The 26,880-nt window shown below is 70.9% G+C and carries 25 protein-coding genes; 7 read left to right on the top strand and 18 right to left on the bottom strand.

The window, feature by feature from the left end; genetic code table 11:
* The first annotated feature begins 277 nt into the window (after positions 1-277).
* Positions 278-739: a universal stress protein gene (locus tag AB0915_RS28420; protein WP_366693786.1), complete on the top strand. Its 462-nt coding sequence runs from the start codon at positions 278-280 to the stop codon at positions 737-739.
* 40 nt (positions 740-779) lie between these two features.
* Here the strand turns inward: AB0915_RS28420 and AB0915_RS28425 are convergent, their stop codons facing one another.
* The 4 genes from AB0915_RS28425 to AB0915_RS28440 form a co-directional block, all read right to left on the bottom strand.
* Complete coding sequence (locus AB0915_RS28425; RefSeq protein WP_366693787.1) at positions 780-2,408, bottom strand: extracellular solute-binding protein; 1,629 nt, start codon at positions 2,406-2,408, stop codon at positions 780-782.
* A 62-nt stretch (positions 2,409-2,470) separates the two neighbouring features.
* Positions 2,471-3,391, bottom strand: coding sequence for a carbohydrate ABC transporter permease (locus tag AB0915_RS28430; RefSeq protein WP_366693788.1), 921 nt, complete (start codon positions 3,389-3,391; stop codon positions 2,471-2,473).
* A complete protein-coding gene (locus tag AB0915_RS28435; protein ID WP_366693807.1) occupies positions 3,388-4,302 on the bottom strand; it encodes an ABC transporter permease subunit in 915 nt (304 codons plus the stop codon). The genes AB0915_RS28430 and AB0915_RS28435 overlap by 4 nt, the downstream gene beginning before the upstream one ends.
* A gap of 201 nt (positions 4,303-4,503) precedes the next feature.
* Positions 4,504-5,619 carry an ROK family protein gene (locus tag AB0915_RS28440; protein WP_366693789.1) on the bottom strand — a complete coding sequence of 372 codons (1,116 nt, stop codon included), beginning with the start codon at positions 5,617-5,619 and terminating at the stop codon, positions 4,504-4,506.
* Positions 5,620-5,715: 96 nt separating this feature from the next.
* Between AB0915_RS28440 and AB0915_RS28445 the strand changes: the two genes are divergently transcribed.
* Entirely contained in the window at positions 5,716-8,616 is a 2,901-nt protein-coding gene (locus AB0915_RS28445) for a glycoside hydrolase domain-containing protein (protein WP_366693790.1), read from the top strand.
* A 245-nt stretch (positions 8,617-8,861) separates the two neighbouring features.
* Entirely contained in the window at positions 8,862-9,428 is a 567-nt protein-coding gene (locus AB0915_RS28450; RefSeq protein ID WP_366693791.1) for a sigma-70 family RNA polymerase sigma factor, read from the top strand.
* On the opposite strand, the gene AB0915_RS28455 is transcribed toward AB0915_RS28450, so the two are convergent.
* Positions 9,362-9,559: a zf-HC2 domain-containing protein gene (locus AB0915_RS28455; protein ID WP_366134266.1), complete on the bottom strand. Its 198-nt coding sequence runs from the start codon at positions 9,557-9,559 to the stop codon at positions 9,362-9,364. The genes AB0915_RS28450 and AB0915_RS28455 overlap by 67 nt on opposite strands.
* Positions 9,560-9,683: 124 nt before the next feature.
* Between AB0915_RS28455 and AB0915_RS28460 the strand changes: the two genes are divergently transcribed.
* A complete protein-coding gene (locus tag AB0915_RS28460) occupies positions 9,684-10,220 on the top strand; it encodes a hypothetical protein (RefSeq protein ID WP_366693792.1) in 537 nt (178 codons plus the stop codon).
* A gap of 257 nt (positions 10,221-10,477) precedes the next feature.
* Here AB0915_RS28460 and AB0915_RS28465 read toward each other — a convergent pair whose 3' ends face one another.
* From AB0915_RS28465 to AB0915_RS28525, 13 genes are all read right to left on the bottom strand, one after another.
* Positions 10,478-11,668, bottom strand: a complete 1,191-nt coding sequence (locus tag AB0915_RS28465; RefSeq protein ID WP_366693793.1) for a histidine kinase — start codon at positions 11,666-11,668, stop codon at positions 10,478-10,480.
* A complete protein-coding gene (locus AB0915_RS28470) occupies positions 11,665-13,146 on the bottom strand; it encodes a cation acetate symporter (protein ID WP_366693794.1) in 1,482 nt (493 codons plus the stop codon). Before AB0915_RS28470 ends, AB0915_RS28465 begins: the two co-directional genes overlap by 4 nt.
* A complete protein-coding gene (locus AB0915_RS28475; RefSeq protein WP_366693795.1) occupies positions 13,143-13,505 on the bottom strand; it encodes a hypothetical protein in 363 nt (120 codons plus the stop codon). The genes AB0915_RS28470 and AB0915_RS28475 overlap by 4 nt, the downstream gene beginning before the upstream one ends.
* Before the next feature lie 62 nt (positions 13,506-13,567).
* A complete protein-coding gene (locus tag AB0915_RS28480) occupies positions 13,568-14,320 on the bottom strand; it encodes a LytTR family DNA-binding domain-containing protein (protein ID WP_366693796.1) in 753 nt (250 codons plus the stop codon).
* Between the two features lie 141 nt (positions 14,321-14,461).
* On the bottom strand, positions 14,462-15,322 hold the full coding sequence (locus AB0915_RS28485; RefSeq protein WP_366693797.1) for a DNA-formamidopyrimidine glycosylase family protein: 861 nt from the start codon (positions 15,320-15,322) through the stop codon (positions 14,462-14,464).
* Between the two features lie 42 nt (positions 15,323-15,364).
* Positions 15,365-16,219 (bottom strand): amidohydrolase family protein, encoded by an 855-nt coding sequence (locus AB0915_RS28490; protein ID WP_366693798.1) that lies wholly within the window; start codon positions 16,217-16,219, stop codon positions 15,365-15,367.
* Between the two features lies 1 nt (position 16,220).
* Entirely contained in the window at positions 16,221-16,532 is a 312-nt protein-coding gene (locus AB0915_RS28495; RefSeq protein WP_366693799.1) for an L-rhamnose mutarotase, read from the bottom strand.
* On the bottom strand, positions 16,529-17,518 hold the full coding sequence (locus AB0915_RS28500) for an aldo/keto reductase (RefSeq protein ID WP_366693808.1): 990 nt from the start codon (positions 17,516-17,518) through the stop codon (positions 16,529-16,531). Before AB0915_RS28500 ends, AB0915_RS28495 begins: the two co-directional genes overlap by 4 nt.
* Before the next feature lie 121 nt (positions 17,519-17,639).
* Complete coding sequence (locus tag AB0915_RS28505) at positions 17,640-19,049, bottom strand: wax ester/triacylglycerol synthase family O-acyltransferase (protein WP_366693800.1); 1,410 nt, start codon at positions 19,047-19,049, stop codon at positions 17,640-17,642.
* Positions 19,050-19,209: 160 nt separating this feature from the next.
* Positions 19,210-21,276 (bottom strand): SpoIIE family protein phosphatase, encoded by a 2,067-nt coding sequence (locus AB0915_RS28510; RefSeq protein ID WP_366693801.1) that lies wholly within the window; start codon positions 21,274-21,276, stop codon positions 19,210-19,212.
* A gap of 199 nt (positions 21,277-21,475) precedes the next feature.
* Positions 21,476-22,189, bottom strand: coding sequence for an FAD:protein FMN transferase (locus tag AB0915_RS28515; protein WP_366693809.1), 714 nt, complete (start codon positions 22,187-22,189; stop codon positions 21,476-21,478).
* Positions 22,190-22,223: 34 nt separating this feature from the next.
* Positions 22,224-22,652 (bottom strand): FMN-binding protein, encoded by a 429-nt coding sequence (locus AB0915_RS28520; RefSeq protein ID WP_366693802.1) that lies wholly within the window; start codon positions 22,650-22,652, stop codon positions 22,224-22,226.
* Between the two features lie 23 nt (positions 22,653-22,675).
* Complete coding sequence (locus tag AB0915_RS28525) at positions 22,676-24,028, bottom strand: ferredoxin reductase family protein (protein WP_366693803.1); 1,353 nt, start codon at positions 24,026-24,028, stop codon at positions 22,676-22,678.
* A 199-nt stretch (positions 24,029-24,227) separates the two neighbouring features.
* Here AB0915_RS28525 and AB0915_RS28530 point away from each other — a divergent pair, with 199 nt between their 5' ends.
* The 3 genes from AB0915_RS28530 (at position 24,228) to AB0915_RS28540 (ending at position 26,790) form a co-directional block, all read left to right on the top strand.
* Positions 24,228-24,962, top strand: coding sequence for a response regulator transcription factor (locus AB0915_RS28530; protein WP_366693804.1), 735 nt, complete (start codon positions 24,228-24,230; stop codon positions 24,960-24,962).
* Positions 24,959-26,383, top strand: coding sequence for a HAMP domain-containing sensor histidine kinase (locus tag AB0915_RS28535; protein WP_366693805.1), 1,425 nt, complete (start codon positions 24,959-24,961; stop codon positions 26,381-26,383). Before AB0915_RS28530 ends, AB0915_RS28535 begins: the two co-directional genes overlap by 4 nt.
* A gap of 260 nt (positions 26,384-26,643) precedes the next feature.
* The gene (locus tag AB0915_RS28540) at positions 26,644-26,790 is read left to right on the top strand and encodes a hypothetical protein (protein ID WP_366693806.1); all 147 of its coding nucleotides are present in this window, start codon (positions 26,644-26,646) and stop codon (positions 26,788-26,790) included.
* Positions 26,791-26,880: the final 90 nt, after the last annotated feature.

Here is a 26,880-nt window from a genome sequence, read left to right on the forward strand (position 1 = left end):
GGCACCTCCACCCCCCCCGGGCCCCACGGGCGTACCGGGCCGGTGGCCGCGTTCGGCCGACCGGATCACGTTCGCGACCCGCTGACCCGGAGGGCCGGTCAGCCGCCGCACAATCACCGGAGGCGCGGCACCACGATCCGGCAGCCTCTCGACGACACCGGGTGCGAAGGGTTGTGCACCCATTTCAGGGATCACATCTGCGGCAACCGGCGGCTCAGGTCAGGGCAGCGGGCAGCCCGGACCGGGGGCGGCGACGGAAGCGGCTAACCTCACTGCCGTGACAGACCAGCAGCCTCACCGGTTCGAGCGTGGCACAGACGGTCCGAAAGTGATCGTCGCGGGCCTCGACGGGTCCGATTCCTCGATGCGCGCCGCCGCGTACGCCGCCGGGCTGGCCCGTCGGCAGAACGCCCTGCTCGCCCTCGTCTATGTCCAGCCGGTGATGCCCGCGGGTGCCGCGCTCGGCGCACCGGTCGCCGACACGACCGGCGAGGTCGCGGAGGGCCTGGTCAGTGAGATCAGGGCGGCCACGGAGCGGCTCAAGGACATATGGGATGTGCGCTGGGAGTTCCACACCTTCCGCGGTGATCCGTACAACGGCCTGGTCACCGCGGCAGACGAGCTGAAGGCGGATGCCGTCGTGGTGGGCGCGTCGGAGTCGGCGGGACACCGGTTCATCGGATCGGTGGCGATCCGGCTGGTGAAGGCGGGGCGCTGGCCCGTCACCGTCGTTCCGTGAACGGTGGGCAGCGTCGGGGCGGGCCCCGCCTCCGGGGCCGTCAGGCGTTCTTCTCGATGGACTTCTGGAACTCACGGGCCATCCGGTCCAGGCCCTGGGAGCGCCGCTCGGTCCAGAACGGCTTCCACTCGCCGGTCTTCCTGCGGCCGCTGACGATGTCGTTGACCAGGTCCGTGGCCTCGGTCGACATGCGCCCGTAGTGCTCGGTGTACGCGTCGGAGTAGTGACCCACCGTCGGGTTGGCGATGGCGGTCTCGGTGAGCTTCTGCTCGACGGCGTAGATGTCCTTCACGTCCTGCGGGCCATGGGATCCGGCGAACGTGGAAGGGAGCAGTGCGAACGGGGCGGTGGTCGCGGTGGCCAGTCCGCTGTAGAACCCCTCGACCTGCTGCTTCCCCCGGTCGGTGCGCTGCGGGAAGCCCTGCTTGTCGTAGGTGAAGTCGGCGCCCTCGGTGCCGAATTCCAGCAGTTCGCGCTCCTTGGTGCCGAAGGGCGCGGCGAGATAGTCGAGGACGCCGAGCAGCATCCGTACCCGCTCCTCGCTGCCCTTCGTGATGGCGGTGTAGCCGATGGTGCCCAGGTGGTAGTGGTGGTTGGGCTGCCGGCCGCCCGCGGCGAACGGGATCAGGATCTCGGCGGCGAGCGAGGGGTCGTTGGTACGGAGGTTGGCACGGGCACCTGGCGGGTTGGCGTGCACCGCGGCGCCGATGGAGCCCTGGGCCATCTTCAGATAGGCGTCGGCCATCTTCGGGTCGCCCGGATAGAAGACCCCGGCCTTCTTGAGCTTCAGTACGAAGTCCAGCGCCGCCAAGTACTCGTCGGTCTCCTGCCAGAAGGTGAGTGAGCCGTCCTTGTTCTGCCGCCACTTGTTCGGGGCTCCGAAGCACTGGCTCATCACGCTGACGGCGTTGACGTAGATCGGTTCCAGCGCCCAGACCTTGCCGCCGGTGACCTCCTTGCACTTGGCCAGGAACTCGTCGGGGCTGCCGGCGGACAGGCCACCCGCCTTCTCCCAGACGTTGGGGTTGCCGCCGTAGACCTGGCCGAACGCGGGGTAGGGACTGGGCGCACCCCAGATCTTGCCGTTGACCACGGCAGTCTTCCAGTGTGCGGGGGTCATCGCGGCGAGGTTCGGGTAGTCCTTGACCGCGTCGCCCGAGACGTAGTCGGTGATGTCGGCGCACTTGGATTCCAGCAGCTGGGCAACATGCTGGATGCCCTGGTTGGGCGGTATCCACATCAGATCGGGAAGGTCCCCGCCGGCGACAGTGGCGGAGAACTTCTCGTTGTATCCGGGGTCGGTGCCCAGGATGGCGGAGAGATCGACACCGAGCGCCTTGTTGACCTTCTGCCAGTGTTCGTTGGAGCCCTTGGGGAGCGGCGGCTGGGTCCAGATCTCGGTGAGCAGGGTGACCTTCGAACCGTCGCCGGGGGCCTTCGGGACGCTCTGGATCAGCTCCTTGGGGTACGAGAGGTAGCCCGCGGAGAGCCCCTTCGCGTTGGGCGGCAGATCGGGCTTGATGCTGGTGTTGGGAACGTACGAGGGAAGCTTCACCTTCCCCGAGGCGGCTTCGCCCTTGGTGGCGGTGGAGGAGCCGCAGCCGGCGAGCGTGGTGGCGGCGCCTGCGGCGACGGCGGTGCTCAGGCCGAGGAAGGTGCGTCGGGACATGCCTGTCATAGGGAATCTCCGCAACGGGGTGAGAAGGGTGGGGACAGCTGAGCGGGCGTGGGTCAGCCCTTGATGGCTCCGGTGAGTACGCCCTTGGTGAAGTACTTCTGCAGGAACGGGTAGAGCAGCAGAATCGGGATCAGCGCGAGCATGACGACCGCCATGGAGATCGACTGCTGGGGCGGCAGATGGGCCACGCCGAGCTGGTCGGCCGCCATCTGCTTGTTCTGCACCACATAGGTGCGCAGCAGCAGCTGGATGGGCCATTTACCGGAGTCGTTGAGGTAGAGCATCGCGTTGAAGAAGGCGTTCCAGTACGTCACCGCGTAGAAGAGCCCGACGACGGCGATGACGCCCTTCGAGAGCGGCAGCACGATCCGGGTGAGGATCCGCCAGTCGCCCGCTCCGTCGATCCGGGCGGCCTGGTACAGCTCCTCGGGGATGTTCATGAAGAACGCCCTCATCACCACCAGGTTGAAGGCGTTGACCAGGCCCGGCAGGATCAGCGCCCAGTACGAGTCGAGCAGCCCGAGCTCCTTGACCAGGACGTACATCGGGATCATGCCGGGGGCGAAGAGCAGAGTGAACAGGACAAGCAGCAGCACGGGTCTGCTGCCGGGGACGCCTCGCTTGCTCAGCGCATAGGCCAGGGCGATGGTCGTCAGCAGGGAGAGCGCTGTGCCGATGCCGGTGATCAGGACGCTGACCGTGACGGCGCGGGTGACCAGTCCGCCCGAGAGGATGGTGCGGTATGCCTGCAGGGTGGGTTCGGTCGGGAAGAGTACGTATCCTCCGGCTGCCGTGATCTCCTGGCGGGAGGCAAGGCTGGTGGAGAGGACGACCAGGAACGGCAGGGTCATCACGGCCACGATGACGGTGAGGGTGACGGCTTTGGCAGCCGAGCCCAGCCGGGTCGGCGGCTCCTCCCAGGCGGCCCTGCGGTCGGCGGGCCGGGGCTTCAGCAGGGGCAGTCCGATGGTCATTTGCTGTACACCCCTTGCTCTCCGAATGCATGGGCGAGCCGGTTGGCGCCCCAGATCATCAGTGCGCCGACCACGCCCTTGACCAGGCCGGCAGCGGCGCCGATGCCCCAGTCGCCGTAGACCACGCCGTGGTAGTACACGTAGGTGTCGAGGACCTCGGAGGCCCGGGCGCCGACCGCGTCGCGCTGGAGGAGGAATTGCTCGAAGCCAACGGACAGTACGTCGCCGAGGCGCAGCACCAGCAGCATGATCGTGACACCGCGGACGGCGGGCAGGGTGACGTGCCACATGCGCCGCCAGGGTCCTGCGCCGTCCACGGCAGCCGATTCGTACAGACTCTGGTCGGCGTTGGCGAGTGCCGCCAGATAGATGATCATGCCCCAGCCAATGTCCTTCCAGATCACCTGTGCGGTGATCAGCATGGGGAAGGTGCCGGGATCGGTCATCACGTCGAGGGCCGAGAGCCCGTGGTCACGCAAGAAGTTGCTGATGAGGCCCGCGCCGCCGAGCACCTGCTGGAAGAGGGCGACGACCAGCACCCAGGAAATGAAGTGCGGGAGGTAGACGACGCTCTGGACGAACTTCTTCACGCGGCTACTGACGAGGCTGTTGATGAGCAGCGCGAGGGCCAGCGGGGCGGGGAAGAAGAAGATCAGCTGCAGCGCGGCGAAGGCCAGTGTGTTGCGTACGGACTCCCAGAACGCCGGGTCGGAGAAGAGCTCCTGGAAGTTGGCCAGGCCCACCCACGGGCTGCCCTTGAAGCCGATGAACGGCTGGTAGTCCTGGAAGGCAACAATGTTGCCCAGCATCGGCACGTAGAAGAAGGCGGCGAAGAAGAGCAGGCCCGGGGCCATCAGGGCAAGCATCACCCAGTTGTTCCGCAGCCGGACCCGCAGCGGTACGCGCCGCAGCGGGGGCCGGCCGGTCTTCGCCTTGGACGCTGGAGGGGACGCCGCCCGGGGGCTGCGCGTTGTTGCAGGGGATGTCACACGTACTCCCTTGCCTGACGACACGACGAATTTAGAAACCAACTTTCCGAAAAGAGTGGCCACATCATCGAGGCGACGAACCGGTACGTCAACAGCCATACAATCCTGTCGAGTTGGACTTTTCTAAACCGTGTTCTCGATATGTTCCAGTACCAGCCGAGCTGCCCCGATCGCAGTCGACTCCTCGCCGAGCGAGGAGTTCCGGACATTCGGCGTGTTCGGGCAGAGGGCGGCGAGTGACGCGCCGAACGGCTCGCTGAGGAGTGCTCCGGCCCGGGAGATACCGCCGCCGAGCACGACCAGCTCGGGATCGAGGGCGGCGACATGGGGCGCCAGGCATGCGGCGAGCGACTCGGCGAAGGCGCGCAGCGCGTATCGTGCACCCCCGTCCCCGGCCGCCGACGCCTCGACCACGGCGCGGGCGGCGCTGTCCCGGGTGGGCAGCTCGGCGCCCTGGTGTCCGGCAGCCCAGTCCATCAGCCGCCGGTAGGCCGCCGACCAGACGTCCGGGGGCAGCAGTTCGCCCGCCGCACCGCCGTGGCCCCGGTGCAGCCGCCCGTGCAGCCACAGGCCGATGCCGGGGCGGTTGCCGACGTAGAGGTAGATGGCGTCCCGGACCCCGACGGCCACTCCCCCGGCGCATTCGGCGAAGGTCGCCAGCTGGATGTCGTTGCCCACCAGTACCGGGCCCGGGACGCTGTCCGCGAACTCGCTCCCGAGGTCGAGTCCGGTCCAGCCGGGCAGCGCGGTGCTCCGCACCACCCGGCCCGCGAGGTCCACCATGCCGCTGGTGCCGACGCCGGTGGCCAGGGGGCGCACCCCGGCGCTCTCCGGCCGGGCCAGGCACGCGTCGATCGCTCCTCGGACGGTGTCCAGCCGTTCCCGGGCGGCCATGGCAGGGGTGACGGCAACCCGTTCCGAGGCGACCGTGCGGCCGAGCAGGTCCACGGCCTGCACCAGCACCTTGTGCGCCCCGATGTCCACACCGATGACATGTCCCGCCTCGGCTCGGAACCGGAAGCGGCGGGCCGGGCGGCCCACGGAACCGCTGTTGGCCCGCAGCTCCACCAGTCGGCCCTCGCGCAGCAGCTGCGCCGTGAGGTCCTGGGCGGTCGGCCGGGACACCCCGATCAGCCCGGCAAGTTCCGGCACGGTGACCTCGTCGCGTTCGCGCATCACCCGCAGGGCAGCGGCCGTGTTCAGTCGGCGCAGCAGCGAGGCGTCCCCACCCCGATCCATGACGTCTCCTTGACAGCGTGATCGTCTGGTCTCCATGGTGTCCCATGGCAATTCAGCAACTTACCTAATAAATAGCGCCCTTGAGGGAGTGCGAACATGGGTGAGCAGGGCCATCCCGAGCTGCAGTGCGGGCTCGGTTCATGGGACAGCGACATGTACGGCAATCACCGGATCCTGGTGCGCGCCACCTCGGGCGGCCCCGTTTTCGGGACGGAACTGCCATGGCGGCGCAGGGATCCGGACCCCGGGGCGGTGGACGTCCTGGTCCTCGCCCCGTCCGGCCGCCGGGTACGGAACACGGTCCGGATCGAGGTCACGGCCGAGCGCGGCCGAATCGCGTTCGAGCCGGTGGAGGGTCCGGGCGACTACGCCGTGCACTATCTGCCGTACGCGCACACGGGCCGTCCTTACTATCCACAGGCCGCCTACCGGCATCCGACCCCGACCGCGGACCCCGACTGGGTGCACCGTTGCGGGCTGCACCGGCCGGACGGGATCTGGGCTTCGCTGCCGCGCGCGGAGGCGTTCCGGTATGAGGCCGTGAGCGCCGTCGACTCCTTCGCCCCGCTGGGGTTCGCAGCCACTGACCACGAGTGTGCGGCGCTGACCGAGGCGCATCCGGACGAGCCGTTCCTGCTGTTCGGCGAGGACCGCGACCATCCGCTGGGCCGATACGACCGGCTGCCTGCCCCCTGGGCCCGCGCCGTGCCGTCCGCCCCGTTCACGGGTGCGGCGTCACGCGGCGAGTTCTATGTACTGCAGGCCGGGGTGTACGCGGTGGAGGAGCTGACGGAGCTCCGTACCGAGGTCCGCGGGCTGCCGTTCCCGGTCCGGTCCCTCAGTGCGGGCGGCACCGACGCACGCGGGGAGCCGTTCGAGAACCAAATCGATGTCGGCACGGGGCATGTCCACGCGCTCTGGTTCGGTCTGGACATCCCGGAGGCCGCCGAACCCGGCACGTACGAGGGCGAGATCGCCGTACGCGCCCACGACACCGGAGAGCGGGTGCTGCCGCTGCGGATCACCGTCGGGCCGCAGACCGTTGCCGACCACGGCGCCGGGGACACCGCCCGGCTGGCGCGGCTGCGCTGGCTGGACTCGACGCTCGGCCAGGACGACGAGATCGTCCCGCCGTTCACCCCGGTGAAGGTGGCCGGGAACCGCCTGGAGATCCTCGGCCGGGCGGTGGAGATCGGCCCCGCCGGGTTGCCGCAGCGGCTCACCTCCTCGTTCACCTCCGGGGTGACGGGCACGGATGGTCCGGAACGCGATCTGCTTTCCGGGCCGGTCTCGTTCACGGTCGGCCACCAGCTCGACCACGGTCCGCTGAGGCTCGACCGGACCGGACCGGCGCGCGGCTGCTGGTCCTGCGAGGCCACCGGCCCGGGTATCCGGCTGCGCACCGAAGGAGCGTTGGAGGCCGACGGCTTCCTCGTCGTACGGACGACTGTCGAGGCGGTCGACGAGCTCGCCCTCGACGTGCGCCTGGACGTGCCGATCCGGGCGGAGATCGCCCGGTACGCGATGGGTCTCGGGCTGCCGGGGCAGGTCTGCCCGGAGACGTACGACTGGCAGTGGGACACCCCCGCCCGCAACCAGGACGCTCTCTGGCTCGGCTCCCCCGCGGCTGGTGTCCAGCTCTCGCTGCGCGACGAGCACTACGCACGGCCGCTGAACACCAACTACTACCGCGAGAAGCCTCTGGTCACACCTCGCTCCTGGGCCGGTGACGGCAGCGGCGGGGTCCGGCTGCGCACCGAGGACGGGGTGCGGAAGGTGAGCGCGTACAGCGGCCCGCTCCGGATGGGCGCCGGGGAGAGCCGCTGCTTCGAAATGCGGCTGCTGCTCACCCCATTCAAGCCGATCAGGCCTGGACTCCAGCTCGCCGAGCGCTACTTCCATGCGTACGCCGCCCCCGCCGAGGTAGCCGCGTACGGTGCGAACGTCGTCAACATCCACCACGCGACACCGCCCAACCCGTACATCAACGACCCGCTGCTGGCCGCCGATGTGCTGCGGGACTACACCACCGAGGCACACCGGCTCGGCATCCGCGTGAAGGTGTACGACACCGTGCGCGAACTGACCCGGCACAACCCGGAGCTGCCTGCCCTCGCCTCGCTGGGCAGCGAGGTCCTGGCGCCGGGGACTGGCGGCGGACACGCCTGGCTGCGCGAGCACCTGGGCACGGACTACGTCCCCGGCTGGGTGGCCCCCGACGTGGCCGATGTGGCAGTCGTGACCTCGGGCGACTCGCGCTGGCACAACTCCTATGTGTGCGGCATCGACCGGCTCCGCCGCCGGATCGGAATCGACGGACTCTACCTCGACGACGTGGCGTACGACCGGACCACAATGAAGCGGGTCCGCAAGATACTGGCCCGGTCCGGCGGCACCGCGCCGCTGATCGATCTACACTCCTGCAACCAGTACCGGGAGCCGGACGGCTTCGCGTCCAGCGCCAATCTGTACGCGGAGCTGATGCCGTACACCGACCGGCTCTGGCTGGGCGAGCTGTTCGACTACGAGGGGACCGACCCCGCCTACTGGCTGGTGGAGCTCTCCGGGATTCCGTTCGGGCTGATGGGCGAGATGCTGGAGGGCGGCGGCAACCCGTGGCGGGGCCTGGTCTTCGGGATGACGGCGCGCGCCCCGATGACCGATGTTCGGCCACTGTGGCGGGCCTTCGACGCGCTGCGGCTGCCAGAGGCCGGGTTCACCGGATGGTGGGCGGACGAACAGCCCGTGGCGACCGGCCGGGACGATGTCCTCGCCTCCAGCTGGCAGGGGCCGGGCGGGACGGCGACCGCGGTCGCTTCGTGGGCGGGGACTCCGGTGGAGTGCGTGCTGACCGGCTCCGGCGACCCGGTTGCAGCGTACGCACCCGCGATCGAGGGCTTCCAGCCGGAACGCTCGTTCGAAGCGGGCGAGCCGGTCCCGGTGGCACCGGGCCGGGGGTGGCTGCTGTCCGTACGGCCGGCATCCGCTCCCCGCTGACCGCCGCCGACCCCGCACTCGGCCACACCGCACGCCCGGCCGAGTGCGGGGTCGCGCGCGCCACACGCCGCCCGCCCCTGTCCGTTCACCGCCCGGCCGACCGTTCACCGCACCATTCGCCGCTCCGTGCGACCGCTCGTCGCACGCCTCGGTGCTTCTTCTGTTCGCTGTGGCCCCGATGCGTTCGTATACGGCGCAGGCAGCGGCGAGGCAGCAGGGGCCTCCGCGGGAAAGGGGCGTTCGCCATGACCACGACGACCGATGAGCGGGCCCTCGCGGAGTTGCAGCGCGAACACGGTCCCGCGCTCCTCCACTTCCTGCTCGGTCTGACCTTCGGCGACCGGCAGCGCGCCGAGGATCTGCTCCAGGAGACGCTCGTACGCGCCTGGCAGCACCCCGAGGCGTTCGACAGTCCCTACGAATCGATGCGGCCCTGGCTCTTCACGGTCGCCCGGCGGCTGGCGATCGATGCGCGCAGGTCCCGCCAGGCCCGGCCGACCGAGGTCAGCGACCTCGTACTGGAGAGCGCCCCGAACCGGGAGGACACGGCGGAGGCGACCGTCGCCGCGCTCGATGTCCGCGAGGCGGTGCGGACGCTCAGCCCGGAGCACCGTGCGGTGCTGGTCCAGATCTACTTCCGCGGGCTGAGCGTGGGCGAGACGGCGCAGGTGCTGGGCATACCGGCGGGCACGGTCAAGTCCCGTTCCTACTACGCGTTGCGCCTGCTCTCCCGCAACCTGCCTGGCTACTCCAGCAGGTCCTCCTCGCTCAGCAGGCCGAGCAGCGACACCGTCTCCGCGACCTCCACATAGTCGGCGGCGCATCCGTCGCAGTCCTGCAGATGCCGCGAGACCCGCCGGGCCTCCCCGTCGGTGAGCGCATCGAGCACATACGCGCCGAGCAATTGCCGCATGTGCGGTCCCTCCCCGGGATCGGCGGTCATCGCTACCTCATGTCTGTGACGGATCGGGTCGGACGGATCCTGCCCTTCTGGCCACGCGGGGCGCGCTCCCCCGGTTCAATGCTGCGTGTGGCCCGGTGCCGAGGACAGGAAGAGGCGAGACGGGATGCGTCCGGAACGTACGGATGGAACCAGTGGGGGCGGGCTGCTGGTCCCGATGGCCTGGATGTGCGCCGAGTACATCGCCGATGAACTGCTGCGGACCGGCGATCTGATGGAGCCGTCGACGCTGGAGTACCGCGCGGGGCGCGAGGCGCTCGCCCTGACCATCTTCCTCTCCGACGGGGCGGTGGCCGATGCGCTGCCCGCGACCCGGATGGACGAGCTGCGGCTGCTGACGGCGTACGGGAGTGCTTGGCGCCGCTGGGTCTGCGAGCGGCTCGGCGCGGCGGCGTCCGCGGTCCCCTTGCCGGGCGGCGGCCGGAGTGTTCCGGATCCCGATCTGGCGCTGGCCCGTCGTGCATGGCGGTGGCTGGACGAGACCGAACTGCTCGCGGCCGATCTCGACGCGGTAGGGCCGCCGCCGTGGGAGCCGCTCGGCACCGAGGGCGACGAGGAGTGGGCGCAGGTGTCGGCCCAGGTGTGGACACCCGCCTGGCAGTTGGGGCTGCCACTGGGGCATCTGGCGATCCATCTGCACTGACGGCCTCACCCGCGGCAGGGAGTGGATCAGCGAGCGGCGTCGTACGGCTTCGATGGCAAGGCGGAGGACGGAGTCGACGCGCAGGGGGCACCTCCCACGCCCTTAAGGCTGTGGGGGAGTCGGTGACCGACGACAACGCCGAAGGGGGCCCCTCCCTGCTCGAGCGAAGCCGAGAGCTTGAGGGAGCAGTCGCAGGGCGTCGGGAGCCCACTCCCCATCGTGGGGGAGGCCGTGAGCACGGCGGGTGCCTTCGCTCCTCACGAACCGTGCACCCCGGCGCGGTACTTCGGCAGCCGCACCGTGACCTTCATCCCGGCGCCGATCCCCGTCTCGATGACGAGCCCGTAGTCGTCGCCGTACACCTGGCGGAGCCGCTCGTCGACGTTGAGCAGTCCGATGCCGGTGGAGTGTCCTCCTTCGCCGCGCAGGATGTGCCGCAGCCGTTCCGGGTCCATTCCGATGCCGTCGTCCTCGATGACGACTTCTGCCTCCGAGCCCGCGTCCAGCGCACTGATGGTGATGCGGCTGCGGGTGACGGCGCCTTCCAGTCCGTGCTTGACGGCGTTCTCGACCAGAGGCTGGAGACACAAGAACGGCAGGGCGACGGGCAGGACTTCGGGGGCGACCTGGAGGGTGACCGCGAGCCGTTCACCGAAGCGGGCCCGGACGAGGGCCAGATATTGGTCGATGGAGTGCAGCTCGTCGGCGAGGGTGGTGAAGTCGCCGTGGCTGCGGAACGAGTAGCGGGTGAAGTCGGCGAACTCCAGCAGCAGTTCGCGTGCCCGCTCGGGGTCGGTGCGAACGAACGAGGCGATCGCGGCGAGGGAGTTGAAGATGAAGTGCGGGGATATCTGAGCACGCAGGGCCCTGATCTCGGCCTCGATGAGCTGCGTGCGGGACCGGTCGAGTTCGGCGAGCTCGAGTTGTACGCAGACCCAGCGGGCCACCTCTCCGGCCGCCCTGGCCAGGACCGCCGACTCGCGCGGGGCGTAGGCGATCAGGGTGCCGAGGACACGGTGGTCGACGGTCAACGGCACGGCGACGGCCCAGCGCAGCGGGCAGTCGAGGTCGTCGCAGTCGCTGTGGAAGGCGGTGTCGCGGCCGCTGGCGAGAAGCCCCTGCACCTGGTCCATGACGTGTCTGCCGTGGTGGTCGCCCTCGCCGTCCCAGACGAGGACCCGGTCCCGGTCGGTGAGACAGAGCGCGTCGGTGCCGAGCAGGGAACGCAGTCTGCGGGCTGACTTGCGGGCGCTCTCCTCGGTGAGTCCGGCGCGCAGCGGGGGCGCGGCGAGCGAGGCGGTGTGCAGCGTCTCGAAGGTGGCGTGCTCGACGGGGGTGCCGACGTCGCTGGGGCGGACGGGACGGGCGGTGCGGCTGCCGAGCAGGAACCCGGCGCCGAGCAGGAGGAGCACGAGCAGGACGAGGACGGCGTACGCGGGCCCTGTCATCGGTGCCTCCCGGGCATCAGGGCCTCCGGCAGATGGAAGCGGGTCATCGCGGCATTCGTGCCGGACGGTATGCGACCGGGCGTGGAGAGCGACACCAGGACCATCGCGAGGAAGCCGACCGGCACCGACCAGACGGCGGGCCAGGCGAGCAGGGTGTGCGGCCAGCCGGGCGGGCGCACCACACCGCTGACGGTGATCGCGACGGACAGGAACGCGGAGCCGCCGCCGAGTACCAGTCCGGCGATCGCGCCCGGCGGGGTGAGCCGCCGCCACCAGATGCCGAGGACCAGCAGCGGGCAGAAGGACGACGCCGATACGGCGAACGCCATCCCCACGGAGTCCGCCACCGGCACCCGGCTGACCATGAGCGAGCCGGCCAGTGGGACACACATGGCGAGAACGGTGGCCAGCCGGAAGTGCCGTACGCCGCGCGAGGGCAGGACGTCCTGGGTGATGACGCCGGCGACGGCCATCGTGAGTCCGGATGCGGTCGACAGAAACGCGGCGAAGGCGCCGCCGGCGATGAGTGCGCCGAGCAGGTCCCCGCCGAGCCCGCCGACGACGCGTTCGGGCAGCAGCAGCACGGCGGCGTCCGCGTCCCCGCCGTGGATCAGCTCGGGGGCGTACAGCCTGCCCAGTGCCCCGTACACGGGCGGCAGCAGGTAGAACACGCCGATCAGGGCGAGGACGGCGACGGTGGTGCGGCGGGCGTCGCGGCCGTTCGGGCTGGTGTAGAAGCGGACGACGACGTGCGGCAGCCCCATCGTTCCGAGGAACGTCGCGATGATCAGCCCGTAGGTCGCGTAGAGCGGATGGTCGGCCCGGAAGACGGACAGCTGCTCGTCGAAGGTGACCCGTGGCCGCCCGTCGCCCTGCCAGGCCAGCACCAGGAAGATCGCAGGGACCAGAAGCGCCGTCAGTTTCAGCCAGTACTGGAAGACCTGGACGAAGGTGATGGACCGCATGCCGCCCGCCGCGACGGCGGCCACGACGACGGATGCGACGAGCACATCGCCGAGCCAGCCGGGCGCCCCGGTCAGGATCTTCAGGGTGAGCCCGGCACCCTGGAGCTGCGGTACGAGGTAGAGCCAGCCCGCCCCCACGACGAGCACGCTCACCAGTCTGCGCACCTGCCGCGATTCGAGCCGCCCCTCCGCGAAGTCGGGCAGGGTGTACGCCCCCGAGCGGCGCAGCGGTGCGGCGACGAAGACCAGCAGCACGAGATAGCCGGCGGTGTAGCCGACCGGGTACCAGAGCATGTCGGGGCCGTGCACGAGCACCAGGCCGGCGATACCGAGGAAGGAGGCGGCGGAGAGGTACTCGCCGCTGATCGCGGCGGCGTTGAGCCGTGGGCGCACGGTGCGGGAGGCGACGTAGAAGTCCGAGGTGGTACGGGAGATGCGCAGCCCGAAACCGCCGACGAGGACGGTGGCGAGAACGACGGCGGCGACGGACACCACCGCGTACGTGCGGCTCACTGTGCGGGGCGGCCTTCCACGAGCCGGGCGAAGTCGCGCTCGTTGCGCTCGGCCCGCCGCACGTACCACCAGGCGATCAGAGTCAGCGGCGGGTAGGCGGCGAAGCCGAGGACCGTCCAGACGACGGCGGCGCTGTGCAGCGCCGCGAAGACCAGCGGCAGCGTGCCGACGACGACGGCGAGGACGGTGAACGCGGTGAGTCCGGCGCGCAGCTGGCTGCGCATCAGCGAGCGGACGTAGGCGCCGCCGAGCGCGGTATGCTCGTCGATCTCCGACTGGGTGCGGTAGCGGGGCAGCGGGCGCACCCGCCGGGGCTCCCCCGTCACCACTTCACGCCGGGGCGTCGACTCTGCGGACATGGGCCCGGAGTGTACGCAGCCGGGGCCGCTCTGGGAAGGTTTCGGACCTGGGTAGTCCCTGGTCAGCGGCCGGTCTGCCGCATGAGCAGATCCCGCAGGGCGCGGGCGTGGCGGCGGCTCACGGCGAGCTCCGCGGTGCCGACTCGGACGCTCATGCTGCCCGCGTCGAGCCGCAGCTCGTCGATCCGGCCGAGGGCGACGAGATGGCGGCGGTGAATGCGTACGAAGCCGCGCGAGCGCCAGCGTTCCTCCAGGGTGGTGAGGGGAATCCGGACGAGGTGGCTGCCGCCCGCGGTGTGCAGCCGGGCGTAGTCGCCCTGCGCCTCCGCGTACGCGATGTCGTCGATCGGGATGAACCGGATCACTCCGCCCAGTTCGACGGCTATCTGGTCGGCTGCGGTGTCCTGGAGGGAAGCGGAGCGGCCGCCGACCTGTTCGGCGACGCGGCGGACGGCTTCGGCGAGGCGTTCGCGGCGCACGGGCTTGAGGACGTAGTCGACGGCCTTGAGGTCGAAGGCGTGGACGGCGAACCCCTCGTGGGCGGTGACGAAGACGATGAGCGGGGGCGCCGCGAACCCGGCCAGCAGCTGGGCGACATCGAGGCCGGTGAGGCCCGCCATGTGAATGTCGAGGAAGACGACGTCGATGGCGGACGGGTCGTCGGGACCGGCGTCGACAGCGCTTCCGATCCGGCGCAGCGCCTCGGTGGCCCCGGTCGCGCCTTCGGCGCTGCGGATGCGGGGGTCGGCGCGCAGGAGGTAGAGCAGCTCCTCCAGGGCGGGTGCTTCGTCGTCGACGGCGAGTACGCGCAGCATGAAGCCGGAGTGTAGAGCGTGTCCGGAGGTGTTGGCTTGAGTGATTCACGGGCGCGTTCTGTTCAAGGTGCGTGCGGCGGACGGGCGGCAACTGCTGGAACCACCCGCTGAACTGCCGCACCCCCCATGTGCCGGTCGGTCTTATTTGAGAAGTCGGGAGAGGCGACGGTCGGCCAGTGGCCTGCCGCCGGTCTGACAGGTCGGGCAGTACTGGAGCGAGGAGTCGCTGAACGAGACCTCCCGGATGATGTCCCCGCAGACGGGGCACGGTTCGCCCGTGCGGCCGTGGACACGCAGCCCGCTCTTCTTCTCCGCCTTGAGCTTCCCGGCCGCCACTCCGCTGGAGCGTGCGACGGCGTCGCGGAGGATGGTGCGCAGGGCCGTGTACAGCCGGGTGATGTCGTCGTCGGTGAGGCTCGCGGCGAGTGTGAACGGAGACATCTTCGCGGCGTGCAGGATCTCGTCGCTGTAGGCGTTGCCGATGCCCGCGATCAGGGACTGGTCGCGAAGGGCGCCCTTGATCCGCCGCCGTTCCCCGGCGAGCAGTGCGGCGAACGCGTCCCGGTCGAAGGAGGCGTCGAGCGGGTCGGGTCCGAGGCGGGCGATGCCGGGCACCTCTGCGGGGTCGTGCACGAGGTACACGGCGAGGCGTTTGGTCGTGCCCGCCTCGGTGAGGTCGAAGCCGTCCCCGCCGGTGAGTACGGTACGCAGCGCCAGGGGTCCCTTGCCGGGGCGCGGCGGGGCGGCGGGGAAGCTGTCCTTCCAGTGCAGCCAGCCCGCCCGGGCCAGATGGGTGATCAGATGCAGCGGGCCCGCGCCGATGTCCAGGAACTTGCCATGCCGGGCGATGCCGGTGACGGTGCCGCCCTCCAGGGCGGTGAGCGGTGGGTCGTACGTCTTCAGCACGCTGACCGCGAGCGGCAGGACGCGGGCGATCTCCTTCCCGGTCAGTTTCTCGTCGAGAAAGACCCGCAGCGCCTCGACCTCCGGTAGTTCGGGCATGGGTCCCAGGATGCCGCAGCCCGCCGGCCCCTGCCACCGCCCTCAGAGGCCGTAGGTCCGCTCCGCGGTGGTCGCGAAGACCGCCGACCGCTCGTCCGCGCCCAGTCCGTCGGTGAGGGCGCGTGCGGCGTCGACGACCTCCGCATAGCTCGCCGCGAGCCGGCAGACCGGCCAGTCGGAGCCGAACATCAGGCGGTCGGGCCCGAAGGCGTCGAGGACGGTGTCGGCGTACGGGCGGAGGTCGTCGACCGTCCAGGAGCGCAGGTCGGCCTCGGTCACCAGGCCGGAGAGTTTGCAGACGGTGTTGGGCCGGTCGGCCAGTGCCCGGACGTCTTCCGCCCAGGGGTGCAGGCTCCGCGTGGCGATGGGCGGCTTCCCCGCATGGTCGAGCACGAAGGCGAGTTCCGGCAGCAGCGCGGCGGCCCTGACGGTTGCGGACAGCTGGTGGGACTGGACGACCAGGTCGTAGACGAGTCCGGCGGCGGCCACGGCGGACAGTCCGCGCTGCACCTCGGGGCGCAGCAGCCACTCGGGGTCGGGCTCGCCCTGGACCTGGTGGCGGATGGCTACGAGCCGGTCGCCACCGGGGAGTTCGCGCAGGGCAGCGAGGGTGTCGGCAATGCCGGGCGCGGTGAGGTCGGTCCAGCCGACGACGCCCGCGACGAGGTCGTTGCCGTCGGCGAGGGCGAGGAACTCGGGGGTCTCCTCGGGGACGGTGACGGTCTGGACGAGGACCGTGGCGTGCACCCCGGCGGCGCGGGCCTCGGGCTCCAGGTCGGCCAGGGTGAAGGTGCGCCGGAGCGGGGCCAGTTCCTCGCCGCTGATCCACTCCTGGTCGCGTACCGACAGGTCCCACACGTGGTGGTGGGCGTCGACGATCCGTTGCGGGCCGGTCATGTCACAGCTCCCAGGCGACGGGGAGACCGGCTTCGGCGCCGTCCGACGAGTAGTCGTGCGCCACGTCGAGGAGTTCGTCCATCCGGGCCTGCCAGGCCACGTTGACGGGCAGCTGCTCGAGTTCGGCGAGGAGCCGGGCGTAGTCCTCGCACTCGATGACGTGGAACAGCTCGGTGCCGCTGCGCCAGATCGTCCAGGAGGTGGCGCCCGCGGCGCGGATCGCCGCGGTGAGCTCCGTCGGGACTTCGCGGTGCGCCGCCTCGTACTCCTCGATGCGGTCGGGGCGGACCTTGGTGTGCAGGGCGATTCTCATGGCCGGTGTCCGTCCTCGGTGAGCAGGCCCTCGGCGCGCAGTTCGTCCCAGAGGGCATCGGGGATCTCGCGGGAGAGCAGGTCGGCGGCGTCGCGCATCTCGTCGGGTGAGCGGGTGCCGACGAGCACCGTGGCGACGGCGGGGTGGGCGAGCGGGTAGTGCAGGGCGGCGGCGCGCAGTGGCACGCCGTGGCCCTCGGCGACGGCCTTGATGCGCAGGGCCCGGTCGAGAAGGGTCAGCGGGGCGGCCGTGTAGTCATAGGTCGCACCGGGGCGCGGGTCGGCGAGCAGCCCGGAGTTGAAGACTCCGCCGACGACGACGCTGCGGCCGCGTGCAGTCGCCTCGGGCAGCAGCTCGGCAAGCGCGGACTGGTCGAGGAGGGTGTAGCGCCCCGCGCAGAGGACGGTGTCCACGTCGGTGTCGCGGAGGAAGCGGGTGAGCATCGCGGTCTGGTTCATGCCCGCGCCGATGGCTCCGACGACGCCTTCCGAGCGCAGCTTCTCCAGGGCCGGATAGGCCTCGCGGAAGGCGGCTTCGGCGTGGTCGTCCGGGTCGTGCAGATAGGCGATGTCGATGCGGTCGAGACCGAGCCGTTCGAGGCTGTCCTCGATGCTGCGGCGTACGCCGTCGGCGCTGAAGTCCCAGCGGCGGCGGTGGGTGGCGGGCACGGCGAAGCCCTCGGAGAGGCCGTCGTACGACGCGATCGGGGCGGCCGGGAGGGGGTCGAGCAGCCGGCCGGCCTTGGTGGAGACCACGTACGAGTCGCGCGGCCGGTGACGCAGGGCCGCGCCCAGCCTGCGTTCGGAGAGGCCGAGCCCGTAATGCGGTGCCGTGTCGAAGTAGCGGACGCCCACGTCCCAGGCGGCGTCCACGGCGGCGGCGGCCTGGGCGGGGTCGACCTCACGGAAGAGATTGCCGATGGCGGCCGCCCCGAAGGACAGCTCGGTCACCTCGACCGCACTGGTTCCCAGCCTGTTTCGCCGCATGCCGCTGCCGTCCTCACCGATGATCGTTAATTCCTGCATAGCGAATATTCATCGGATCACTTGAACGCGTCAACACCCTCGGCTTCACAAAATGCCACACCACCGCCAAAATCTGTCCGATCTATCGGGACCTCTGGGAGGGTTGACCGACCGGCAGCAGGTCAAGCAGCTCGTGCAGCTCGTCCTCGGCGCAACGGGCCAGCCGCTCCAGGTCGGGGACCGCCTTGCCGTCGGCCACCAGGCCGATCTGCACCCGGCCGCCGTACGTGGACAGGGCGATGGCCAGTGACTGCCCGCGCGCCAGCGGCGCCATCGGGTAAACAGCCCGCAGCGGGCAGCCGCCCAGCGAGAGTGCCGAGCGCGGCAGGGGTACGCTCGTGACCAGCACGTCGAAGAGCATCCTGGCGGCGCTGCCGGCGAGCGGGGCGCCGAATCGGTGGGCCAGCGAGGGCAGTTGATCGGCGAGCACCGCGACGGCGCCCGCACCCCGCAGTGGTCCGGCGGCCTTGTTGCGGTCCATGGCGGTGCGGACGGTGCGCATGCGCTCCCACGGGTCGGACTCGGAGACGGGGAGTCCGAGCAGATAGGCGGAGAGCCGGTTCCCGGAAGCCGCGCCGGTGTCGGGCCTGCGCCGGGAGACCGGGACGAGGGCTCGTGGGTCGGCGACGGGCAGCCGCTCGCCGCGCTCCACCATCCAGCGGCGGAGCGCTCCGGCGACGACGCCGAGCAGGACGTCGTTGGTGGTCCCGCCCGCGACCCGGCGGATCCGGTGGACGGACTCGCCGTCCAACTCCGCGGTGGCCAGCCGACGGGTGCCGCTGGAGATCGCGGTGAGCGCGGGGGCGCCGCGCAGATCGAGGCGGCTGGCCCACACGACGGAGGCACCGACCCCGAACGCCCGCGAGAGGTCCTCGATCCGGCCCAGTGCGAATCCGGCCACCTGGCGCGGCCCCGGCATCCACGAGCGGGGCGGGACCGGGCGCGCCCGGCGGGCGCTCGCACCGCCGCGGGCGCGGGCTCCGAGGGAGGCGATCTCGTCGAAGATCCCGGCGCCGATGGCGACGGCGCGCATGCCGTCGGCGAGCGCGTGGTGCAGCTTGACGAGCACGGCGAAGGGCCCCTCGTCGGCGCCGGAGATGACGTACATCTCCCAGGGCGGCAGCCCCCGCTCCAGCGGCCGCTCCATGAGCTCGCCGGCGAGCCGGGTGGCCCCGGCCATGAAGCCGCCGTCCGGCGACTCGTCGTCCCGGGGCAGCAGCACGCGCTGGACGTGCCGACTGACGTCGAAGTCCTTGTCGACGGACCAGGCGGCGCCGCCGACCGGCAGCAGGACGTCCCGTACGCGCATCCGCAGCCGGGGGATCGCCGCGGCGCGGGCGCCGAGCAGCTCCACCACGGCGTCCGCGGTGACGCCCGGCGCCGGGGCGGGCGCCGGCGAGAAAACGGCGAGCGCACCGAGGTGCATGGGGTGCGCATCGGTTTCGAGGTGCCAGAAAGCCAGATCGAGAGGTGCCAGTAGTTCAGTGCCCAACGGGTCCTCATGTCATCGAAGGCAAAGATTGCCGGAGTCAACGACTGCCGCAGTCGTAGTCAATCGCTCGCGATCGGTTACGGTCAAGTACTGACATGTTACCTTCTGTTACCACCTGGTAGTAGGCATCACCCCCATCGGCATCAACCATGGCCACATATCACTCGCGCCTCGGGACGATGAACTCGCACCACACGCACTTGCCGCTGCCGCGGGATTCCACGCCCCAGGCGTCCGCCAGCCGGTCCACCAGCAGCAGCCCACGCCCGGACACGCCGGACTCCCCCGCGTCACGAGGGCGCGGCAGCGCGCTCGACCGGTCCTCAACATCGACCCGCAGCCGCCGTTCGGTGCCGGCGAGTACCCGGATGGTGACGACCGCCCCGCCGTCGGTGTGGATCAGCGCGTTGGTGATCAGTTCATCGGCGGCCAGCTCGACCTCGTCCACCCGGCCCTTCGCACCCCAGGCCCGCACCGCCGCCCGGATCATGTGCCGGGCCGAACTCAGCGCCTCGGGATCGTTCTGGGCGACATGCTGCCGGAGCCGGCCGCCCGGCTGCGGTGCGTGGGCGGCTTTGCGGCGCAGCAGCAGGACCGCCACGTCGTCCTCGCCACCCCGCTCGTCGACCGTCTCGCACAGCTGGTCGGCCAGCTTCTGAAGGTCCTGCGACCCGTTCCGGATCACGGAGGTCAACAGCTGCACGCCCTCGTCGAGATCGGCGCCCGGCAGCTCCACCAGGCCGTCGGTGTAGAGCACCACCGTCTGGCCGGGGTCCAGCTCGACGGTGCTGACCGGGTATTCGAGCCGGCCGAACTCGGCCGAGAGCCCCAACGGAAGCCCTCCCTCGGCGGGGAGCCTGCGGCAGCTGCCGTCGACGTCGCGTACCAGCGGCTCGACATGTCCCGCCCGAACGAGCTGCACCACCCCGGTGCTCAGGTCGACCTCGGCGTAGGTACAGGTCGCGAAGCGGTCGGTGTCGAGCTCATGGAGGAAGACGGAGGCGCGGGCCATGACGGTGGCCGGGCTGTGCCCCTCGGCTGCGTAGGCACGCAGGACGATGCGCAGCTGTCCCATCACCGCAGCCGCGTCCGTGTCGTGGCCCTGGACGTCGCCGATGACGGCGCCCACCCGGCCACCGGGCAGCGGAATGACGTCGTACCAGTCGCCCCCGATGTCCCGCCCGAGCCTCGCCGAGCGGTACCGGACAGCGATCTGCGCGCCCGGAACATCCGGGACCCGGCGCGGCAGCATGGCCTGCTGGAGCCCCTGGGCGAGGTCGTGCTCCTGCTCGTAGAGCATGGCCCGCTGCAGGCTCTGGGCGATGGAGCTGCCGAGAGCGACCAGCAGATTGCGTTCGTCGCCGGTGAAACCGTCCTTGTCACTGTAGAGGAGTCCGAGGGCGCCGATGGGTCGGGCCTGGGCGATCAGCGGCAGATAGGCGGCGCAGGTGATGCCGAGGTCGCCGAGGTGCGGCCACAGGATCGGGTAGGAGGAGGCGAAGTCCTCGGCGGACTCGATGAAGCGGGGCGCGAGGGTGCGGATCACTTCACTCATCGGGTACGGCTCGTCCGTACGGGTGTACCGGGTGCCCGGCACGAAGGCCTCCTCCGGCCCGTCGGCCACCAGATGGATGCGCCCCGCCTCGATCAGCCCCATGACGAGGCTGGTGGCTCCGAGCAGGACCAGCCCCTGGGAGTTCTTGAGTACGTCGATGACGTCCCTGACGGTGCGGGCGTGGGCCAGGGCGGCCGTGGTGCCCTCCACCAGCGTCGTGCGCCGGCGCCGTTCCTCGTCCTGCTCGTGGCGGACGGTGGAATCGGTCAGCTCCTGGGTGGCGTCCCTGACTATGCCGATGATCCGGCGCGGGCGGCCGGTCTCGTCACGGCGGATGAAGCCCTGGGTGTGGGTCCAGCGCATCGTGCCGTCGCGCCGAATGATCCGGAAGTACGCGCCGTAGTTGCACTCTCCGCTCTTGAGTGCCTGCGAGACCAGGGCATCAATGCGTACCCGCTCGTCCGGCGGCACGCGGAGGGAGAGGCTCTCCGGCCGGTTGTCGTATTCATCGGCCTGCAGGTCGAACACGTCGAGCGCGGGACGGTCCATGTGCATGAGTCCGCGGTCGAGGTCCCAGTCGAAGCTGCCCATACGGTTCAGGGCGAGGCTGAGTTCCGGGTGGGCGGGCCAGTCGACCGGGAGCGACAGGGCACCCACTACCCGACCATCCATGGGGGACACTTTGCCATCGATTGTCCGATTCCTCGAACGATCCCATCCGACGGACGGCAGGCGGAATGCCTCCGAACGCGCTCGTCGGAGGGTTCTCCGCAACCCTGCAGCGCCTTGACGTCGAAGCGGAACGTCCACCCCTTCGGCCCGTCCCAGGTGAGCGACCAGGTCATCAGACCCTTCAACCCGTTTCGGAGAACTACCAGCCGAACCCACTGGTGCGCCACTCCCGGCCGTCGGGTGTGACGGCGAGCGCCTCGTACCCGTCCAGCGACTCCAGCCAGCCGCGTGCCCCACCGCCCATGGCGAACGCAGCCGTGGCGAAGGCGTCCGTCAGGGTCAGCGCCTGCCCCACCACGGTGATCGACGCGAGGCCCAGGGCCGGGGTGCCGGTGTGCGGGTCGAGGATGTGCGCACCGCGTTCGGCCGTTCCGGAGGTGGCGACCGCCAGATCACGTCCGGACACGACGGTGGCCAGCGCCCCGCGGCGCAGGGGGTGGGCGATACCGATCCGCCAGGGGACACCGGGGCACGCCTCGCCACGCAGCTGAAGGTCGCCGCCGCCGTTCACGCAGGTGTTCTGCGCGCCGCTCTCGTACAGCAGCTGCGAGGCGGCCTCGACCGCCCACCCCTTGACCAGCCCGGAGGGGTCGAGGACACCGCCCGGTGTGGCACTGAACCAGCCGCGGCTGACCCGGGTGACAGCGCCGCACAGGTCGAGGACCTCACGGACCTCCGCCGGACAGGTGCCGAGCCCGGACTCGCCGCGGCCCAGCCGGCTGATGGCGCTGTCCGGACGGTAGGTGGAGAACACTGCGTCGACGTGGTGCAGCCCGCGCACCGCATCGTTGAGGGAGCGGCGGATCGCAGGGGTGGGCCTGTCCCTGATGTCGAAGGAGAACACCGTGCCCATCACGTGCTCGACATGGCGCAGCCCGTGCGTGCGATCAGCCACCGGCCCGGTCCAATGCGCTCTGCAGGGACTCCATATAGCCCTGACTGGTGTAGCTGGCTCCGGAGACGGAGTCGATGTCCGCGCTCTGGGCGCCGAGCGCCTCGCGGGTGAGCCGGGGCAGCGCGAACGCGGCGATCTCCCGGTCGCGGCCGTTCTCATCGGGCGCCCGGAGCACCCGCACGGCGGTGAGCTTCCCCTTGGCGAGGGTGACGGCGACCTGCACCGGTCCGTACCGCGTGTCCACCGGATCACCGTTGAACGTGCCCGTCGGGGCGGCGGCGCCGGTCGACGTGCGCGGGGAGACCGTGGCCGCCGGTCGCCTGCCCGCGTCGAGGAGGCTTGGAGCCTGGTGCGGTTTCAGGGACAGCAGGGCCACGACCAGGGCACTGGTGCCGGTGGTGGCGAGAACGGCTCGGCGCACGGTGCTTCTCCTTGGGGCACTCATCAGAACGTGAACGATTCGTGGTGGATGCGGCGGCGCGGCACTCCGGCGTTGCGCAGGGCGCGGATCGCAGCCTCGGTCATGCCGGGCGGACCGCAGAGGTAGACGTCGTGCGCGGCCAGGCCGGGGACCAGATGGCTGAGGGCCGGTGCGGTCAGCGGGACATGCCCGTCGACGACGTAGTGGACCGTGGCGCGGCGGTGGGCGGCGATGGCGTCGAGTTCGGCGCGCAGCGCCAGGTCCTCGATCCTTCGGGCGCGATAGACGAGGGTCACCGGTCCGGGCAGCGTCTCGAACAGGGTCCGCAGCGGAGTGATGCCGACTCCGCCCGCCAGCAGGAGCACCTGGTGGGCGGTACGGCGGCGCGCGGTGAGGCCCCCGTACGGTCCTTCGGCCCAGACCCGGGTGCCGGGTGCGAGACGGGCCAGCGCGGCGCTGTGGGCGCCGTCGGCCTTGACGGTGATCCGCAGATGGCGGGGGTGGGCGGGCGCGGAGAGCGAGTACGGGTTGGCGGTCCACCACAGGCCTCGGGTGAGGAAGCGCCAGCGGAAGAACTGTCCCGGCTCGGCCCCCAGCTCGTCGAGGCGCTCGCCGGTGAGGTATACGGAGACGACGCCGGGGGCTTCGGTGTGGACGGCGGTCACCGTCAGCCGGTGCCTCAGGCCGCGGCGCACCGGGACCGCGAACCGGTACCAGACGACCAGGGCGGCGGCGCCCAGGTAGAGGGCGTACCACGCCAGCTGCGCGGGTCGGTTGCCGACGAAGTCGGCGCCGTCGGAGAGCTGGTGCCCGAAGGCGAGGAAGATCGCCAGATAGGTGGCGAAGTGGAGGTAGTGCCAGGTCTCGTAGCTCATCCTGCGGCGGGCGGCGCGGGCGGAGACGGCACTGGTGAGGAGGAGAAGCAGAAAGCCCGCGGTGCCCTTGAGGAGGTCCGGGTAGTGCAGGACCAGGGCGGAGGTCTGGCTCACCACGTCCGTGTGGGCGCTGAGGGAGTAGCCCCAGATGACGAGAAGGGTGTGGGCCAGGACCAGGGAGACGGTCCACCGGCCACCGGCTGCGTGCAGGCGCGCCAGCCGGTCGGTGCCGATGCTGTGGTCCAGCAGGGGGGCGCGGGCCATCAGAACCACCAGGACCGCGCACGTGTACCCGGCCAGCAGCCCGGTGATGCGCCCCGCGTTGGTCAGCCGGCCCGCCGTGCCGACGACGGCGGACGTGTCGCTCCACCACAGGGCGAGGACGGCTGCGGCCCCCGCGTAGATGACGGCGGACACAAGATGCGGGGCGACGCTGCGCGGCGGGCGGCGGTGACGTGTGCCCTTGCTCGCGTACGGTGAGGCGGGGGCTGTGGTGGTCATGGGGCTCCCCTCGTAAGGGACCGCTGGGGCGGCCGACGGCGGCAAGCCTCGCAGCGCATCCTCTGCGTACCTTCTGAATGGGCGGCGGCCGCCCCCGGTCCGCCGGGATTCCCGTGGGGGAATGCAGAGGCAACTCAGAGGGAACTCACAGGTCCCCGGCGGCTCGCCGCCGTCCGCGCCGGGGCATGCTGGACAGAACATGGACAACCACCGCGCACAGCCGCCCCTGCACCGACCCGACGGGGGCCCGGTCCGGGTGCTGGTCGTCGACGACGAACCCGATCTGACCGAGGTACTGGCCGGAGCACTGACCGGGGAGGGCTGGCAGGTCCGTACCGCGGCGGACGGTGCCTCCGCCCTGGCCACGGCGCTCGAGTTCCGGCCGGACGCCGTCGTGCTGGACTGGATGCTGCCCGACATGGACGGGCTGCGCGTGCTGCGGGAACTGCGCCGCGAGGCCCGCGAGGTGTGCGTGCTGTTCCTGACCGCCCGCGACGCGGTGGAGGACCGCATCGCCGGGATCACTGCGGGCGGCGACGACTACGTGACCAAGCCGTTCAGTCTGGAGGAGGTCCTCGCCCGGCTGCGCGGGCTGCTGCGGCGGGCGGGGATGGCCAGTGAGCCGGGCCGGCACCGGCTGACCGTCGGCGAGCTCACCATGGACGAGGAGGCCAGGGAGGTCCGGCGCGGCGGCGCCATCGTCGAGCTGTCCCGCACCGAGTTCGAGCTGCTGCGCTTCCTGATGCGCAATCCGCGCCGGGTGCTGTCCAAGCAGCAGATCCTCGACCGGGTCTGGGCATACGATTTCGGCGGCCGCGCCCATGTCGTCGAGCTGTACATCAGCTATCTCCGCAAGAAGATCGACGCGGGCCGCGCTCCCATGATCCACACGGTGCGCGGAGTGGGGTACGTCCTGAAACCGGATCCGTCATGAGGCGGCCGCCACCGCACACGCTGCGCGGGCAGCTCACCGCCGGTCTCGTCCTGCTGCTCGCCGCCGCATGTCTCGCGGTCGGACTCACCACCGTCTTCGCCCTCGAGGGCTTCCTGGTGGGCCGCCTGGACCAGCAGCTGACCGCGTCCGGCGGCAGGTTCCCCGCAAGCCTGGAGCACGAAGCCGCGCCGGACGCCGACAACCGCCCCGACTCGCGGGGCCAGGCCGACTCCACCTTCGGCGCGAGACTGGCGAACAGCCGGGTGACCCAGGCCGCCGTGGTCGATGAACAGAACGTCCGCACAGTGCCGTTGACCGCCGACGACCTGCGCACGCTCGCGGCTGTGCCCGACGACGGGAAGGGCCGCAGCGTGCGGCTCGCCGCGCTCGGTGGCTACCGGGTCGCGGCCGTCACCGGCGACGACCGGGACGTGCTGATCACCGGACTGCCGCTGCACCCCGTGGAAGAGACCCTGCACCGGCTCGAAGCGGTCGAGGGGGTCGTGTTCGGCGCGGTCCTGCTCGCCACCGGGGTGGCCGGAGCCCTGTGGGTACGGGTCTCCCTGCGCCCTCTGCGACGCGTCACGAATCAGGCGGTCGGCGTGGCCCGGCTGCCGCTGGCCGGCGGCGAGGTCGCCATGCCCGACCCGCTGCCCGTCACCGATCCTCGCACCGAGGTCGGGCAGGTCGGCACCGCGTTGAACCGCATGCTCGGACACATCGGGGACGCGCTCACCCGGCGGCAGGCGAGCGAGGAACGGCTGCGGCACTTCGCCGCCGACGCCAGCCACGAGCTGCGCACACCCGTCGCCAACATCCGCGGCCACGCCGAACTCGCCCTGCGCCACCACGGCCCCGTCCCCGTCGGGGTCCGGCACGCCCTGGAACGTATCCAGTCGGAGTCCGGGCGGATGAGCCACCTGGTCGACGATCTGCTGCTGCTCGCCCGCCTCGACGCGGGGCGCCCGCTCGACCACGCACCGGTCGATCTGACCCTGCTCGTGCTCGACGCGACCGACGACGCGCGGGCCGCGAGCCCCGGCCACCGCTGGCTCCTCGACCTCCCCGAGGAGCCCGTGACCGTCACCGGCGACGCGCACCGGCTCCAGCAGGTGATCGGCAATCTCCTCGCCAACGCCCGGGTACACACCCCGGACGGTACGGAGGTGACGGTGCGGCTCCGGGCGGACGCCGCCGAGGTCCGGCTGACCGTCACGGACAACGGGCCGGGCATCCCCGACGCGCTGCGGCCGGAGATCTTCGGGCGCTTCGTCCGCACCGACCCCAGCCGCGCAAGAACCACCGGCAGCACCGGGCTCGGTCTGGCCATCGTCCGTGCGGTGGTGACCGCCCACGGCGGCACGGCCGATGTCGCGAGCCGACCGGGACACACGGCGTTCCGGGTGGCCCTCCCGCGCTGACCCAGGAACCTCGCTCGCCCCCGCCATCCCTGGTCGAAGTAGGCATACGGCGCCCTGGACACGCCCTCCGCGACGGCCCGCTCGTCGTCCTCCTCTACCTGGGTACGCTGTTCACCGATCTTGACGAGGTCGACGCCACGTCCGGGAATGATCTCCATGAGGGACAACCTGCCGCCGGCGGCGAGCCCGGTCACCCCTCCTCCGCCACAACGGTCTTGAACGCGTTCAAGAAACCCCTTAGAGTCGCCACGGAAAGCCACTTGAACGCGTTCAACGCGGGGGGTGTGGGGCATGTCCGTACTGGTCGGCACAATCGTTGGGCCATCGCTCTGCTGACCTGGCGCACGGTCCGTGGCCGCGGGCGGGACCGGGTCACCCGGCTGCCGTTCACCACCTCGGCGCCCTAGGGCGTGTTTCGAAAGTAGCGCCGTCCGCCCGTAGGGCGGGCCTGGCGGCGTCTGGTGCGTGCGATCGCAAGGCGGAGGGTCGCCCCGATA

Origin of the sequence: Streptomyces sp. NPDC048411 (assembly GCF_040704695.1) — a bacterium.
Classification (GTDB): domain Bacteria; phylum Actinomycetota; class Actinomycetes; order Streptomycetales; family Streptomycetaceae; genus Streptomyces.